Origin of the sequence: Streptomyces sp. NBC_00663 (assembly GCF_036226885.1) — a bacterium.
Lineage (GTDB): Bacteria > Actinomycetota > Actinomycetes > Streptomycetales > Streptomycetaceae > Streptomyces.
The window spans coordinates 7,839,298-7,854,403 of sequence record NZ_CP109027.1 but is presented as its reverse complement, the minus strand read 5'-3'; the positions used below and the strand labels follow the sequence as shown (position 1 = coordinate 7,854,403).

The window sequence follows — 15,106 nt, the reverse complement described above, 5'->3', positions numbered from 1 at the left end:
GCACGTTTATGCAATCTTGGCGATCGTCGGACGGCGGTCGTCGGACGGTTCCCGGACGGTGATCGTCGGACGGGATCGCCGGACGGCGCCGAGGGCGGCGAGCAGCAGCAGGGACAAGAGCGCGGCTCCCCCGACCGTCAGCCCCAGCCGCAGACCGGGTGGACGGAACGTACAGGTGACGTCGGCCGACGTGCCGTCCAGGGGCACGGACACCAGCCCGTGGTAGTCGCCGGCGGGTTCCGCCGCCGCGTCGCCGGCCGCACAGCGCCAGCCGGCGATCCTGGGGGCCGCCAGGACCGCGGTCCCGGTGCTCCCGGCGGGGAGCTCCGCCCGGATCGTGCCGTCGGAGACCGTCACCTTCGTGGCGCCGGTGGCCTTGAGCCGCTGGACGACGCCGCGCAGCGCGCCGGTGTCCAGGCAGCCGACCGCGCCGTCCGGGATCACTCCGGGGCGGTGCGCGGACAGTGCGATCGTCAGCCGGCCGGACGGCGGGACCGTACCGAGGCGCTGCATGGCGGCGCGCCTGTTCGCGTCCGCCCGGAAGCGGCCGGTCGGGCCCGGAGCACCGGTGAGTGTGGCCGTGCCCCAGAAGCGCGGGGCCCAGAGATACACCTCACTGCCCGCCGGGCAGCGGGCCGAGACGGTGTCCGCGCTCACGGTGACGCGGGGCACGGTGTAGACGCGGGCGCCCAGCAGCAGTTCCTGGTTGCGGTAGGGCGAGGGCCCGAAGGCGGGCTGGGCAGTGGTCGTGGGTCGTACGGTCACCAGGGGCGGTACGTCCTGCCGGGAGACGGTCACCCGGTCGCCCGTCTCCGGGTATCGGCTCTGGTGCGGGTCCGGCGGGGAGTGCACCCGGGCGCCGACGGAGAAGATCGCGTCCGTGACGGCGTTGTCCAGGCTTTGCAGACTGCGCCCGCCCGAGGTCCAGCCGCCGCCGAGCGCGGTGAGGGTGCGCAGGAGCACGTCGGAGGTGTGGCTGCTGTAGTACTGGGCACCCTGGCCGCCCACGAGCATCGGGTCGTTGGCGACGGTCTGCTCACGGCCGGGGTCGGTGCGGTAGTGCGGCCAGCCGTCGGCCCCCGCGACCGCCTCCGCCTGGCGCTGCTGCCGCTCGCCCCAGGGCGCGTAGTCGTCCAGATGCGCGAGCCGCAGCCGGGACGCCACGGCCGACGTGGCGACGGTCTCGCCGAACTGGGTAGCGAGGAGCAGTACGGCGGCGAGCGCGACCAGCGCGGGGCGTCGGCGCGCGCCCGTACCGAGGTCGCCGAGCGACCGCCACCCGTCCTTGCGGAGGGGCCGCCACTCGCCCTGCCCGGTCGCCCGCCCCAGCAGCGCCAGTCCGGTCACCGCGCCCGCGACGGCGAGCAGCAGCACCGGCCAGGCGATCTGGTGCACCAGCCCGCTCCGGCTCGCGACGGCCACGAGCAGGGCGAGCAGGCCGGCTGCCGCTCCCAGCGCGCGCGGGGCGGGCACACCGTACGAGAGCGAGTGCCAGGCCGCCATCACCAGCAGCGCGCACACCACGAAGGCCTGCCGGTACGGGCTGCCCTGCGGGGCGGCGAAGGCGTGCCAGAGCAGATGGGTCGGGCCCCACTGCATCGACAGCGTCACCGCGGCCACCAGCAGGGTCCACCCGGCGCGCACCTGCCGGGGAGCCGCCCGGTGGAAGGGCAGGGCGAGGGCGAGGAGCAGGGCGGTGGTGCCGACGTAGAGCGCCGGCGAGCCGAAGCTGTACGTCGTCGGCAGCAGCCTGGCCAGCAGGTCCTCGGTCCCCACCGGCTTGAACGCGGTGAACCTGCCCGGGGAGGCGTGGGTGGTGCCGAAGTAGATCACCGAGACGACCGGTGCGGCCAGGCCCACCCCGAGCGCCACGGTCAGTCCGGCGCGGCCCGCCACCGCGGCCTTGCGACGCGGCGGGAGGCCGGAGAGGGCGAGGCGCAGCAGCAGGACGAGAGCGGCGGCGAGGGTGGCCATGTACGCGGTGTAGAAGTTGGCGAGCCAGGCAGCCGTCACGACCAGCACCCCGAGGAGTGGTCGACGCCGTTGCAGAATCCATTCGCCGACCAGGCACAGCAGCGGCAGGGCGATGAGGCCGTCGAGCCACATGAGGTTGTAGACGGCCGCGGCCACGGTCCACCCGCACAGGGCGTACGACGCCCCCAGGAGCCCCGCGGCCCACCAGCGGCCGGGACGCAGCGCGAGCAGCAGCCAGGCCATGGCTGCGGCGGCGCACGCGACCTTCAGCACGGTGATCACGTACACCGCGAGGTCGATCTCGTCCCGCGGGAACAGCGCCACGAGGGGGGCGAAGGGGCTGGTGAGGTAGGTGCCGAGGTCGGGCAGGAAGCTGCTGCCGTACCCGGACTGCCAGTTGACCAGGAGCCCGCCGTCGGCCCGGCCGTGCAGCAGGTCCCACAGGTGGGCGTGGAAGGGCACGTACTGGTTGCCCAGGTCGTTGACGGTGCGGGTGCGGGGCCCGAAGGGAAAGCTGCGGGCGACGGCGTCGGCGGCGCAGAAGACGACGACGGTGATCAGCGCCGCGAACCCGGCCGCAGCCTGGCGAGGTCTGGGCATACCGCTGTGCAATTCGGGCCCCCCGTCCGGGGGTTCATCCCCGTGCGTCCATTCGCAGCAATTCACTGCGCCCTTTTAGACAGAGGGGGAATACGACCGGTTGTGCCGTCGCCGAAAGTGGTGGAATGAATTCCAGCTTATTCAAAGGTTAATGGAGGGTACGACATGACGGACGGCACCACCCGTGAGGAGCGTTTCGCCCAGGGCCTTGAGGTGTTGCGGAGCGTCGACGGCGAGGTCGGGCAGCGGGTCATCGACTCGCTCGCCGACATCAGCCCCGAGATGGGCCATCAGATCGTCGCCTGGGGTTTCGGCGAGATCTACTCCCGGCCCGAACTCGCGCCGAGGGACCGCCAGTTGGTGACGCTGGGCATGCTCACCGCACTCGGCGGCTGTGAGCCCCAGCTGGAGGTGCACATCAATGCGGCGCTGAACGTGGGCCTGACGCCCCAGCAGATCGTCGAGGCGCTGCTGCACTCCGCCGGCTACTGCGGCTTCCCGCGGGCCCTGAACGCCACGTTCGTCGCGAAGAAGGTCTTCGACGAGCGTGGGCTGCTGCCGGTCCGGCAGCAGCCCACACCCCGGAGCGAGCCGCCTACTTCTGCCTGATCCGCAGGAAGGTGACGGAGTTCGCCGGGAAGGTGTACGTGAACCGGTCGGCGACGCCGTCGAACGTGGACGTCACCGGTGCGACCGGCGTCTCCGTCTCGGTGTTCACCGCGTTCGCGTCGGCCGTCAGCGTGGTGACCCGTGCCTTGGACGCGACCTTCGCGCCGCCGAGGTCGATCGCCGTACGGGCCGCGGTGGCCTGGGCGTTGACGACCTTGACGATCAGGTCGCCGGTCCCCTTGTCCTTGGTGACGACCTGCCGGAACGGCTCGGCCGGCTTGTCGTCGGTGAAGCTGCCCCACTCCTGGCCGTCGAGGTACAGGGTGACCTGGCGGCCGCGCACCTTGACGTCGACGTCGTAGGTACGGCCCGTCTCGATCGTGCCGGCTTTGGAGATCAGCGTGGACTTTCCGCCGTCCACGGCCTGTTCGACGGCGGACTGGGTGTTGTTCCAGCCGCCCAGGTTCCACCAGTAGTAGTTGCCGGTGTCCTTGACGCCGAAGGCGACGAGGAAGCCCTCCTTGCCGGACTTCTTGGTGGCCTTCACCTTCAGGTCGTAGTCGTGCCAGTTCGGGTCACCGGCCGACACCATGGTGTTCTCGGCGGCGACGTCGGTCTGCACGTACTGCCCGTCCTGGACGCTCCAGCTGCCGCCGCCGGTGTGCGTCCACTGCGAGGCGTCACCGGAGAAGTCGTCGCTCAGCAGGGAGTTGCCGTCGGCGTCCGTGACCTGGACGTCGTCGTAGGCGGCGGTGGTCGCCCAGGTGGACAGGCCGACGGCGCCGGATATGGGGCCGGTGAGCGAGGGGGTGCCGGTGGCGGTCGAGGGGACGACACGGTCACCGACGTTGTTCATGAACAGCTTCTGGACCTCGTAGTTGGCCGAGTTCCAGGCGGCGTGGTTGTTGAACCAGATCAGGTCCGGCTGCCACTGGACGTAATCCTCGTTGGCGAACAGCGGGGCGTACGAGGCGAGTTTGACGACGTCCGCGTTGCGCTCCAGGCCGGTCATGTACGCCGCCTCGGCGAGACCGTTCTTGAAGGCGTTGCCCAAGGAGGCGTACTCGCCGAGGAAGACCTTCGGGCCGTTCCGGTCGTAGGAGTCGTAGCGGTCGTTGTTCTGGAGGAACCACTGGGTGCTGTTGTAGTAGTGCTCGTCGACCATGTCGACGCCGGCGTCCTTGTTGAGCTTCCACGCCGTGTCGAAGGTCGTACCGGCGTCGTCCGGGCCGGAGTTGGAGATGACGGTGATGCCGGGGTACTTCGCCTCGATGGCGGCGCGGAACTCCTTGAACCGGGCGAAGAACGCCTCGGGCAGGTTCTCCTCGTTGCCGACCTCGATGTGGGTGAGGTGGAAGGGCTTGGGGTGGCCCATCCGGGCGCGCTTGCCGCCCCATTCACTGGTCACCGGGCCGTTGGCGAACTCGATGAGGTCCAGGGTGTCCTGGATGTGCCGCTTGAGGAGCGCCTCGTCGTCGACGGCCTTGTTCTGGCCGCAGCCGGTCACCAGGGCCGGCACCACGGGCAGCGGCATGGCGCCGATGTCCTCGGAGAGGCGGAAGTATTCGTAGTAGCCGAGGCCGTAACTCTGGTTGTATCCCCAGAAGTTGGAGTTGGTGGCGCGCTCCTCGACCGGGCCGATCGTGTCCTTCCACTGGTAGGACCGCTTGCGCTGGTAGCCGGAGGCCTCGCTGTAGTCCTCCATGGAGCCGGTGTTGACCAGGCAGCCGCCGGGGAAGCGGACGAAGCCGGGGTGCAGGGCCTCGATCTTCTCGGCGAGGTCCTTGCGCAGGCCGTTGGACTCGTTCTTGTAGGTGTCGTGCGGGAAGAGGGACACCATGTCGAGCGCGGTCGCGGCGGCGGAGCCCACGGTGAGGCGGCCGTCGCTGCTGGTGCGGATCGCGGTGAAGGCCGCCTTGTACTTGGCCCAGCCGCTCTTCGTCACGGCCACGCGGCGGGCGGTGGCGAGGCTGCCGTCGGCGTCCTGGAGGGTGACCGTGAGGGTCGTGCCGGCCGCGGCGCGGGCCCACACCGAGAAGTCGTACCGCTTGCCCTCCTCGACGCTGATGCCGGTGTTGTAGCCCGCGTTCGTGACGGACGAACCGGCGTCCAGGGAGAGGTAGTTGCGGTTGCGGGCGTTGAGGCGCCCGTCGTCGTTGACGACCTGGCCGGTGCCGTCGACCGTCCAGGAGGTGAGGGGCGTGTACGACTTGTTGTCGTCGGTGGAGTACTCGAAGGACCGGTTCTGCACGAGCTCGGCGTACAGACCGCCGTCGGCGGCCCGGTTGATGTCCTCGAAGAAGACGCCGTACATCGTGTCGTCGATCTTCGCGCCCTTGGCGGCGGGGTCGACGGTGATGGCGTAGTCGGTGACGTCCTCGGCGTGGGCGGGGGCGGGGATGAGGCCGGCCGCCGCCAGGAGGGCGGTGGCGGCTATGCCGTATCTCCAGCGGGTGCGTGACATGAATACTCCGCGGCTCGGTAAGGGGAGTTGTTCAAGATATGTTCGAGATATCAGACGCTGATCAGGACTTCGAACGGCAAGATAGGGAGAGGGATCGAAGAGCGTCAACGGGTCGCGCGGTACCGAAAGTGTCGGAAGGAAGGAATCAATGGGCGAGTTCTGGCCGGTACCGGACGTACTGATGTATCTGGCCGGGAACTGGCGGGTGGAGCGGACCGTGCGGGACCTGGCGAGCGGGGAGACGGGGGCGTTCACCGGTACGACGGTTTTCGGCCCGTCGGAGGGGGACGGCCTGCTGCATCACGAGTCGGGCACCTTCACCTGGCAGGGCGTCCCGCGGCCCGCCGAACGGACGCTGCACTTCCTGCCGGGCCCTCGGCCGGGCACGGCGGACGTCCGCTTCGCCGACGGCCGCCCCTTCCACGACCTGGACCTGACGACCGGCCGGCACATCGCCGACCACCCCTGCTCGGCGGACCTCTACCGCGGCGAGTTCAGCGTCCTGGGCGCCGACCGCTGGCGGACGGTATGGCGGGTGGGCGGCCCCGCCAAGGATCTGGTCCTGGCGACCGACTACGTCCGTGAGGACTGAACCGACTACGCCCGTGAGGACTGGGTCGACGCCCCGTCGAAGCGCAGGTTCCAGCGGCCCGCGTGGCCGGTGAGGGTGGTCGTCGACAGGGGGCGTACGTCGATGTTCCAGTACGTCGACGGGGGTGCCTTCAGGGCGTACACCAACGCCGCCCGGACCACCGAGGGTTCGGCCACGGCGACGATCCGGCCGCCGTCGTCCACGGGCCGGGTGTCGAGCCAGCCGCCGACGCGGGTGATGAACGCCAGCAGCGACTCGCCGCCGTGCGGGATGCCGCGCGGGTCGGCGAGCCAGGCGTCCACCGCTTCCGGCTCGCGGGCCATCGCCTCCCCCAGCGTCAGCCCGCGCCAGCGGCCCATGTCACAGTCCCGCAGGGCGAGTTGCACGAGCGGGGCGTAACCGAGGGCGTCGCCGGTGGCGCGGCTGCGCGGGGTCGGCGAGCAGTAGCGCAGCTCGGCGGCGGACAGGGGCAGCAGCTCCTGTGCGGAGCGCTGCACCTCGTCCCAGCCGGCCTGATCGAGGGGCCGGTCGTCCTCGAAGCGTTCCGCGAGCAGCGGGGAGCTGCGGGCGGCGGCGACGAATGTGACCCGGAGTGCCATGCGGTGATGGTGGGCGGAGAAAGTGCGCAGGTCAAGGGGCGTTACCCGGGAGTTACGCAGGGTCGGCGAAACCTCACGCCGAGGTCGGGACGGGCCGGACAAGTCGTCTGAAACGAGGGGCCCTAGTAGAGGTGGGCCATCCACATGTCCGGCTGGGCGAGGGGCGCGAAGCCGGCCTTCTCGTACACTCCGTGCGCGTCCTGCGTGGCGAGCAGGATGCGCCGCAGCCCGTAGGGCCGCAGGTGCTCGCGTACCGCCTCGACCAGCGAGGTTCCGATCCCCTTGCCCCGTACGGCCGGATCGACGTACACATCGCACAGCCACCCGAAGGTCGCCCGGTCGGTGATCACCCGGGCGTACGCCACCTGCTCCCCCGAAGCCGAGTCGTACACCCCGAAGTTGAGCGACCCGGCGATCGCCCGGTCCTGCTTCTCCCGCGTGCGCCCGAGCGCCCAGTACGCGTCGGTGGACAGCCAGCGATGCACCCGCCCGGCGTCGATGCGGTCGGGGTCGGTGGAGATCTCGTAGCCGGTGGCGAGGTCGCTCATGGCGGGATCCTCGCAGGGGGCGGCGGTCAGGGGCGAACGGTTTCCGCCCCGGTCCCCTGGAGCACCTCGTCGTACGCGGTACGAAGCCGTCGTACCCCTTCCGCGATCTCCCCCGCCCCGGCGACCGCCGCGAAGCTCAACCGGAGGTGTCCGGCGGGGGGTTCGGCGCTGAAGTACGGGCGGCCCGGGGTGATGGCGACGCCCGCGCGCAGGGCGGCGGCCGTGAGGGCGGGCTCGGACGCACCCTCGGGCAGGCGCAGCCAGAGGTGGTATCCGCCGGACGGGATGTGGGGCAGGGCGAGTTCGGGGAGGTTCAGCCGCAGGGCCGAGGTCATGGTGTCGCGGCGGGTCCGCAGGGCCGCGGAGATCGAGCGGAGGTGGCGGGGCCAGGCCGGGGAGCCGACCAGTTCCAGCGCCGCCTCCTGGAGGGGTCTCGGCACGAAGAAGGTGTCGACGACCTGGATGGCGCGCAGCCGTTCCAGGACCGGCCCCCGGGCGGCGAGAGCGCACACGCGAAAGCTCGGCGAGGTCGCCTTCGTCAGCGAGCCGACGTGCACGACCACTCCGTCCCCGTCCTCCGCGGCGAGCGGGCGCGGGAGTTCACCCGCGTCCTCGTGCACGAGCCGTCGTACGAAGTCGTCCTCGACGACGAACGCGCCGGCCTCGCGCGCGATCCGCAGCACCTCGCCCCGGCGTTCGGGGGCGAGGACGGCGCCGGTCGGGTTCTGGAAGAGAGGCTGGCAGATGAACACGCGCGCGCCGGTGGCGCGGAAGGCGTCGGCGAGCAGCTCGGGGCGCACTCCGTCCGCGTCCACCGGGACCGGCACCGGACGCAGTCCCGCCGCCCTCGCGATCGCCAGCATGCCCGGATACGTGGGCGATTCGACGAGTACCGGCGCCCCGGGGGTCGCCAGGGCGCGCAAGGCGATCGTCAGCGCCGACTGGCCGCCCGCGGCGATCAGCACCTCGGCCGCGCTCACGGCCCCGCCGATGCCCCGCGCGAACCACTCGCGCAGCTCCACCAGCCCTTCCAGGGGCGGCCGTCCCCAGGCGCCGGGGCGGCGCGCGGCCCGGGACAGCGCGGCGGCGAGGGCCTGCTCGGGCTGGAGCGAGGGGTGCAGATAGCCGCCGGTGAACTCGATGACGCCGGGCGGCGGCGCGGCCAGCGAGACCACGACTCCGGAGGCGTCCACCGAGCGCGGTACGAGGTCGGTGGACGCGTCGGCGCTCAGGGCCACCTCCTGCCAGGAGGTGTCGCCGACCGGGGCGGGCGCGGTCGTCCGCGGGTGGGCCCGGAACGCCCCGGCGCCGGGACGGGTCACCACGAGGCCCTCGGCGGCCAGCTGGGCCAGGGCGCGGGAGACGGTCACCGGGCTCACCCGGTACTGCTCGACGAGGGCCCGGCTCGACGGGAGCTTTCCACCAGGTGAGTAGCGGTTCAGTTCCTGCCGCAGCCGTTCCGCCAGTTCACCGACGCTGCTACGCTCTTGCATGAGAGTACAGAGTAGCGCTACTGCCCCGATCACGATAGCGGTCGACGCCCAGCCGTCCCGGGCGACCGGGACCCTCCTCGCCGCGCTCGGTGTCGTCGCCTTCTCCCTCACCTTCCCCTCGACCGCGTGGGGCCTTCAGGGCTTCGGACCGTGGTCGCTGGTCGCCGTGCGGTCCGTCCTCGCCGCGCTGATCGCCGTGGTCTGTCTGCTCGTCCTGCGCGTCCCCGTGCCGGACCGGCGGCACTGGGCCGGGCTCGCGGTCGTCGCCGCCGGGGTCGTCGTCGGCTTCCCGCTGCTCACCACGCTCGCGCTACGGACCTCCACCACCGCGCACGCCGCCGTCGTGGTCGGCCTGCTCCCCCTCACCACCGCCCTCTTCTCCGCGCTGCGCATGGGCACCCGCCCGTCCCGCACCTTCTGGGCGGCCGCCGGTGCCGGTGCCGCCGCGGTGGTCGCCTTCACCGTGCAGCAGAGCGGCGGCGCCCTCACCGCCGCCGACCTCTACCTCTTCGGCGCCCTGCTGGTGTGCGCGGCCGGCTACACCGAGGGCGGCCGGCTGGCCAGGGTCATGCCGGGCTGGCAGGTCATCGGCTGGGCGCTGGTCCTGTGCCTGCCGTTCAGCGTGCCCGCCGCGGTCACGGCGTTGGCGTACGAGCCCGTCCAGCTGACGTTCCACAGCGTGAGCGGTCTGCTCTGGGTCTCGGCGGGCTCGCAGTTCCTCGGTCTGGTCGTCTGGTACCGGGGCATGGCGGCGATCGGCATCCCCAAGGCCAGCCAGTTGCAGTTGGCCCAGCCGCTGCTCACACTGGTGTGGTCGGTGCTGCTGCTCGGCGAGCACCTGACGGTGGCCGCCCCGCTGACGGCCGCGGCGGTGCTGGTCTGCATCGCCGTCACGCAGCGGGCGCGAGGCTGAGTTCCGCGCACGCGCCGGTCCCAACCCCGGCCGGGCGCCGTAAACTCAAGGCCACGGACCGCTGCTCCCGTACGTGGTGAGGAGGCCCTCCAGATGCGTGCAACCGTGGGCGACCAGCTTGTCCAGCACGGCAGGGTGGTCGGACAGCACGACAAGGTCGGCGAGATCGTCGAGGTCATGGGACAGGGCGGCGACCCCCCGTACCGCGTCCGTTTCGAGGACGGGCACGAGGGCGTGTGCTCACCCGGCCCCGACACCGAGATCCGGCACCGGCAGCAGACCGGCCAGTAGCCCGGCGCGAGCGGCCGGCGGTTCAGCGCGGGGGCTCCGAGGGCTCCTGGTAGTGGTCGGCGACCACCCGCGCCATGGCCCCGGCCGGGTCCGTCGCGACCTCGCGGGCGGCGAAGAAGACATGCCCGCGCACCTGGACCTGGTCGGACGCGAGCGCGAGGTGCCTCGACAGTTCGGCGGGGTCCTGCCAGGCGGCGGGCTGTGCCGGGTCTCCGGCCTTGTAGAGGGCCTCGCCCACGTACAGCTTCGTCCTGCTCCCCCGCGCCTGCTTCGCCCACCAGGGCACGAGCTCGGCGTAGTCGGCGACGGTGAAGCCGATGTTCCAGTAGATCTGCGGGACGATGTAGTCGATCCAGCCCTCCCGGACCCATTTACGGGTGTCGGCGAAGACGTCGTCGTACGCCTGCATCGCCTTGGTCTGCGAGCCGAGCGGGTCCGTCGAGGCGTTGCGCCACACGCCGAAGGGGCTGATCCCGAACTGGGTGGTGGGCCGGATCTGCTGGATCCGCGCGGCCGTCTCCAGGACCAGCTTGTCGATGTTGGCGCGCCGCCAGTCCCCGCGGGTGTCGAAGCCGCCGCCGTACTTGTCGAAGGCCGCGTCGTCGTCGAAGGTCTGGCCCGCGACCGGATACGGGTAGAAGTAGTCGTCGAAGTGGACCGCGTCCACCGGGTACGTGTGCACCGCGTGCAGGATCGCCTTCTCGACGAAGGCGCGGACCTCCGGCAGCCCGGGGTTGTAGTACAGCTTGCCGCCATACGTCACCACCCAGTCCGGGTGCAGCCGGGCGGGGTGGGAGGCCACGAGCTTCGTCGGGTCGGCGTGGTTGGCGATCCGGTACGGGTTGAACCAGGCGTGCAGCTCCAGACCGCGGGCGTGGGCCTCCTCGACCGCCGTGCCGAGCGGGTCCCAGCCGGGGGCCTTGCCCTGGGTGCCGGTGAGCACCTGCGACCAGGGCTCGTACGGCGAGGGCCACAGCGCGTCCGCCGTCGGCCGCACCTGGAGGATCACCGTGTTGAGCCGGCGCTCCACGGCCCGGTCGAGCAGCGTGATCAGCTCGGCCCGCTGCTGTGCGGCGGTCAGCCCCGCCGTCGAGGGCCAGTCGCGGTTGGCCACGCTCGCCACCCACACGCCCCGCATCTCCCCCGGCCCCCGGCGCCGGGGGGACTCGGATCCGCCCGCCATCGCCGCGTTCGCCGCCAGCGCGCCGCCGCCCGCCGCCACAGCCGACAGGGCCGTCACCGCGAACGCGCGCCGCGACAGCCGTGACTTCCGATGCATCCTCAACCCAACCTCCGTGCGCCGTCTGCTCGCGGTCAGCCTGCCATCCGGCCCCCGGGCATTCGATCAACGATCGCCGAAGGGAACGTGCAGGTTTGGGGCAGGCGTCGAGTCGTCACGCGGTCCGGCGGTGAGCCGCCCCGCCCGCCCCACGGACCACGGATCCGCTCGACCTCCGGCGGATCCGCCGTCGAGCATGCCCGACCCGCGCGATCGATCATCGATACTTTCCAGTAACGTGCACGAACGGAGCAGGCTGCGAACCACGCGGGTCCTGCCGGATTCGTAGATCTGCGAAGGGGACGATGTGACCGACATCGAGCGCGTCGGAGTGGTGGGCTGCGGCCAGATGGGAGCGGGCATCGCCGAGGTGTGCGCGCGCTCCGGGCTGGACGTGAAGGTCGCCGAGACCACGGGTGAGGCCCTGGAGATCGGTCGGACCCGGCTGCTGAACTCCCTGGCCAAGGCCGCCGAGCGCGGCAAGATCAGCGAGGAGGAGCGGGACTCCGCCCTGGCGCGGCTCTCCTTCACCACCAACCTCGGCGAGTTCGCCGACCGCGACCTGGTGATCGAGGCCGTCGTGGAGAACGAGCAGGTGAAGACCGAGATCTTCCAGGTGCTCGACCAGGTCGTGACCCGCCCGGACGCGATCCTCGCCTCCAACACCTCCTCCATCCCCCTGGTGAAGCTGGCGGTCGCCACCTCGCGGCCCGACCAGGTCATCGGCATCCACTTCTTCAACCCCGCCCCGGTGCAGAAGCTCGTCGAGCTGATCCCGGCCCTCACCACCTCCGAGGGCACGATCAGCCGCGCCCAGGGCTTCGCCGAGAAGCTGCTCGGCAAGCACGCGATCCGGGCCCAGGACCGCTCCGGCTTCGTGGTGAACGCCCTGCTCGTGCCGTACCTCCTGTCCGCCGTCCGGATGTTCGAGTCGGGCATCGCCGGCCGCGAGGACATCGACAACGGCATGGAGATGGGCTGCGCCCACCCGATGGGCCCGCTGAAGCTGTCCGACCTCATCGGCCTGGACACCATCGTCTCCATCGCCAACTCGATGTACGACGAGTACAAGGAGCCCCTGTACGCCGCTCCCCCGCTGCTCCAGCGCATGGTGGACGCCGGCCGCCTCGGCCGCAAGACCGGATCCGGCTTCTACACCTACGGCTGACACGTCTCGGTCTGATGCACAGTGCCCGTTCCAGGGTGCTGGTCACACAGTGCGACGGACACGGGCCCGGCACTCTTCGGAGCGCCGGGCCCGCCGTATTCACACACCGTGTGCGCGCCGGGCACGCATATGCCCGTCGCACACGCTCCCCACGCGTCCACCAGGGGAGTTGACTCCTCATGCGCATGCAAGGGATGTGACGACTACGGAAAGGAGCGGACAAGTGACCGCCGACCCGGAGCATCCCGTGGTCCATGGGGAACTCGCAGAGTTACGCCGCCGCCTCGATGTCGCGTACGCGCGTGTCGAGGGAGGGCTCGCGCTGCTCAGCCATCGCACGGAGGAGACGGACAAGGAAGTCGACGACCTCAGTTCACGGATCGTCGCGCTGGAGCACGCCCGTTGGCCGCTTCCCGCGGTCGCGGCCGTCACGGCCGTGGGCGCACTCATCGTCGCGGTCTGGCAGGCCCTCGGGCACTAGGGCCCGGACAGGCCCTGAGCGACCAGGACGTGGTGGGGGGATCAGGGCAAGGCGTCCTGCCCGAGCCTGAGGTGGTGCAGCAGGAGTAACGCGGCCGCCATGTTGGCGGCCGGGACCTCCCCGCGGGCGACCATGTCGGGGACGAGCTTGAGGGGGACCCATTCCCGACGGTCCGACTCGAAGTCGTCCACGGGGTGCCCGACGTACTCGCCCTCCTCGGCCCAGTAGATGTGGTGCCGGGCGTCGGTGAGTCCGTTGGACGGTTCCACGCTCATGAGGTGGTGCAACGGGCCCGGCCGCCAGCCGGTCTCTTCCTCGAGTTCCCTGGCGGCCGCGCTCGCGATGTCCTCGCCGTCCTCGACGACACCCGCGGCCAGTTCCCACCCCCAGCTGTCGGTGATGAAGCGGTGGCGCCACAGGAGGAGGACCTCGTTGGCCTCGTTCACCACCGTGGCCACGGCGACGGGCCGCAGCCGTATCAGAAAGTGGTCCAGGTGCCGCCCGTCCGGCAGTTCCACATCTGCCAGGTTGACGGTGAACCAGCGGTTCGCATACACAGTTTGTTCGTTCTGTTTCGTCCACTGCACGGTTCTGCCACCTTCCGTCGAGTAAGTGGCAATATCGCAGCAGGGACTGTGGTTGTCGGCGCTGAGGAACCTGCCTACAGCGGTACGCGCAGTGCTCCGTCGATGAGTTCGGCTGCCTCGGCCGTGCCCGCGCAGCCGCTACGGACCAGGTGTTCGCGCACCGCCCGGAGTCTGTCGCGCAGTCGCTGCGACTCCATTCCGCGGGCCTGTTCGGCCATCTGCACCGCGGTGGCCACCGCCTTGTCGGCGTTGCCCCGGCGCAGTTCGATCGTGCTGAGCATCGCGAGCCGGTGCACCCGGCCCCGGTCGTGCGCGGGATTGTCCACGGCCGCCGCGGCATGCTCCCCGGCCGCCACCAGTTCGCCGAGACTGAGCAGCGCCTCCGCCACCTGGACGTTGACCAACCCCGGCTGGACATAGCCCGTTTCGTCAGGTTCGTATCCGCGCCGGATGCGTTCGGCGGCCTGCTCGGCACGCCGGATGCAGGACAACGCGCTCGTACCGTCGCCGAGGTGCGCGTACGCCTTCGCCTGCATCGCGTACAGATCGGAGGCGAGGGCCGGGGTGATGTGCTTGCCGGCGGCACGCAGCGCGGCCTCCGCGAAGGCCACGGCCTGCCGGTGCTCCCGCATGAACAACGCCTGGTTGACGAGCAGCGCGATCACATAGGCGCCAAGTCCCCGGTCCCCACTGGCCTTCGCCAGCCGCAGCGCCTGATGGAAGTAGCGCTGGGCGAGTCCGTGCGCGTCGGAGTCGTAGGCGCAGATCCCGGCGACGGCCACCAACCCGCCGGTGGCCCGGTGCAGTTGACGGCCGGTCTCGTCGGTGTAGCTGCCGCGCAGTAACGGCGCCGCCTCGGCGTTGAGGAACCCGACGATGCGGGTACGGGTCGCGATGCCGCCGGCCTTGCGGTACATCTGCTCGTAGTGCGTCCGGGCGGCCCGCAGCATCTCCAGGTCCCCGAGGGTCACCCGATGCCGCCCGCCACGCGACACATCGACGTCCTCGGGCGGGTTCTCCCACTCCCACACCGGCATGACGGCGGGCGTGCCGGTGACCGCGGGAGCGCCCAGTATGTGCGGGCGCTGCTGCTCGTCGGAGCGCCACAGGGCGGTGGCCCGCTCCACGAAGCCGGACAGCGAGGTGGTGTGCGGGGTGGCGGGCTCACCGGGGACACCGAGGCCGATGTCGTCGAGGGTGACCGTGCGGTGCAGCCTGGCGGCGAGCACCTCGCACATCAGGTCGGGTACCTGGCCGCGGGGCCGCTGTCCCTTCAACCAGCGTGCCACGGCGGTGTGTTCGTACCGGAGCGCGAGCCCGCGCGCCCGTCCCGCCTGGTTCACGTGTGCGGCCAATCCCGCGTGCGAGATGCCCGCCTCGTCCAGGATCGCGTCGAGCAGAGTATTGGGCTGCATATATGCCCCCCGGGTGGCTCGGTGCCGTCAGAGTAGTGGGTGTGTCTTCACACGGGGTGTGAACGGAGTGCTCGAATCCGTAGCGTGCGCGCA

The 15,106-nt window shown here is 71.1% G+C and carries 14 protein-coding genes; 6 read left to right on the top strand and 8 right to left on the bottom strand.

Annotated elements, in window-relative coordinates; translation table 11 throughout:
• Positions 1-6 precede the first annotated feature (6 nt).
• Positions 7-2,574 (bottom strand): YfhO family protein, encoded by a 2,568-nt coding sequence (locus tag OG866_RS35590; protein ID WP_329341205.1) that lies wholly within the window; start codon positions 2,572-2,574, stop codon positions 7-9.
• Positions 2,575-2,739: 165 nt separating this feature from the next.
• Here OG866_RS35590 and OG866_RS35585 point away from each other — a divergent pair, with 165 nt between their 5' ends.
• Positions 2,740-3,183: a carboxymuconolactone decarboxylase family protein gene (locus tag OG866_RS35585; protein ID WP_329341203.1), complete on the top strand. Its 444-nt coding sequence runs from the start codon at positions 2,740-2,742 to the stop codon at positions 3,181-3,183.
• Here the strand turns inward: OG866_RS35585 and OG866_RS35580 are convergent.
• Positions 3,170-5,647: an alpha-L-arabinofuranosidase C-terminal domain-containing protein gene (locus tag OG866_RS35580; protein WP_329341200.1), complete on the bottom strand. Its 2,478-nt coding sequence runs from the start codon at positions 5,645-5,647 to the stop codon at positions 3,170-3,172. The two genes, OG866_RS35585 and OG866_RS35580, sit on opposite strands and share 14 nt — an antisense overlap.
• Before the next feature lie 148 nt (positions 5,648-5,795).
• Here OG866_RS35580 and OG866_RS35575 point away from each other — a divergent pair, with 148 nt between their 5' ends.
• Positions 5,796-6,239 carry a DUF6314 family protein gene (locus OG866_RS35575; RefSeq protein ID WP_329341198.1) on the top strand — a complete coding sequence of 148 codons (444 nt, stop codon included), beginning with the start codon at positions 5,796-5,798 and terminating at the stop codon, positions 6,237-6,239.
• A 5-nt stretch (positions 6,240-6,244) separates the two neighbouring features.
• On the opposite strand, the gene OG866_RS35570 is transcribed toward OG866_RS35575, so the two are convergent.
• The 3 genes from OG866_RS35570 to OG866_RS35560 form a co-directional block, all read right to left on the bottom strand.
• A complete protein-coding gene (locus tag OG866_RS35570) occupies positions 6,245-6,838 on the bottom strand; it encodes a histidine phosphatase family protein (protein WP_329341196.1) in 594 nt (197 codons plus the stop codon).
• Positions 6,839-6,960: 122 nt separating this feature from the next.
• Positions 6,961-7,386, bottom strand: a complete 426-nt coding sequence (locus OG866_RS35565) for a GNAT family N-acetyltransferase (RefSeq protein WP_329341194.1) — start codon at positions 7,384-7,386, stop codon at positions 6,961-6,963.
• 26 nt (positions 7,387-7,412) lie between these two features.
• Entirely contained in the window at positions 7,413-8,879 is a 1,467-nt protein-coding gene (locus tag OG866_RS35560; protein ID WP_329341192.1) for an aminotransferase-like domain-containing protein, read from the bottom strand.
• On the opposite strand from OG866_RS35560, the gene OG866_RS35555 reads away from it, so the two are divergent.
• Both OG866_RS35555 and OG866_RS35550 read left to right on the top strand, forming a co-directional pair.
• Positions 8,878-9,792: a DMT family transporter gene (locus OG866_RS35555; protein WP_329341191.1), complete on the top strand. Its 915-nt coding sequence runs from the start codon at positions 8,878-8,880 to the stop codon at positions 9,790-9,792. The two genes, OG866_RS35560 and OG866_RS35555, sit on opposite strands and share 2 nt — an antisense overlap.
• Before the next feature lie 93 nt (positions 9,793-9,885).
• Positions 9,886-10,083: a DUF1918 domain-containing protein gene (locus tag OG866_RS35550; protein ID WP_329341189.1), complete on the top strand. Its 198-nt coding sequence runs from the start codon at positions 9,886-9,888 to the stop codon at positions 10,081-10,083.
• A gap of 22 nt (positions 10,084-10,105) precedes the next feature.
• Here OG866_RS35550 and OG866_RS35545 read toward each other — a convergent pair whose 3' ends face one another.
• Positions 10,106-11,362, bottom strand: coding sequence for a glycoside hydrolase family 10 protein (locus OG866_RS35545; RefSeq protein WP_329341187.1), 1,257 nt, complete (start codon positions 11,360-11,362; stop codon positions 10,106-10,108).
• Between the two features lie 307 nt (positions 11,363-11,669).
• On the opposite strand from OG866_RS35545, the gene OG866_RS35540 reads away from it, so the two are divergent.
• Together OG866_RS35540 and OG866_RS35535 are read left to right on the top strand one after the other, a co-directional pair.
• Entirely contained in the window at positions 11,670-12,530 is an 861-nt protein-coding gene (locus tag OG866_RS35540; protein WP_329341185.1) for a 3-hydroxybutyryl-CoA dehydrogenase, read from the top strand.
• Positions 12,531-12,753: 223 nt separating this feature from the next.
• Positions 12,754-13,011 carry a hypothetical protein gene (locus OG866_RS35535; RefSeq protein ID WP_194082411.1) on the top strand — a complete coding sequence of 86 codons (258 nt, stop codon included), beginning with the start codon at positions 12,754-12,756 and terminating at the stop codon, positions 13,009-13,011.
• A gap of 41 nt (positions 13,012-13,052) precedes the next feature.
• Here the strand turns inward: OG866_RS35535 and OG866_RS35530 are convergent, their stop codons facing one another.
• Both OG866_RS35530 and OG866_RS35525 read right to left on the bottom strand, forming a co-directional pair.
• On the bottom strand, positions 13,053-13,598 hold the full coding sequence (locus OG866_RS35530; protein WP_329341181.1) for an NUDIX hydrolase: 546 nt from the start codon (positions 13,596-13,598) through the stop codon (positions 13,053-13,055).
• Between the two features lie 74 nt (positions 13,599-13,672).
• Complete coding sequence (locus tag OG866_RS35525; protein WP_329341178.1) at positions 13,673-15,013, bottom strand: transcriptional regulator; 1,341 nt, start codon at positions 15,011-15,013, stop codon at positions 13,673-13,675.
• Positions 15,014-15,106 lie beyond the last annotated feature (93 nt).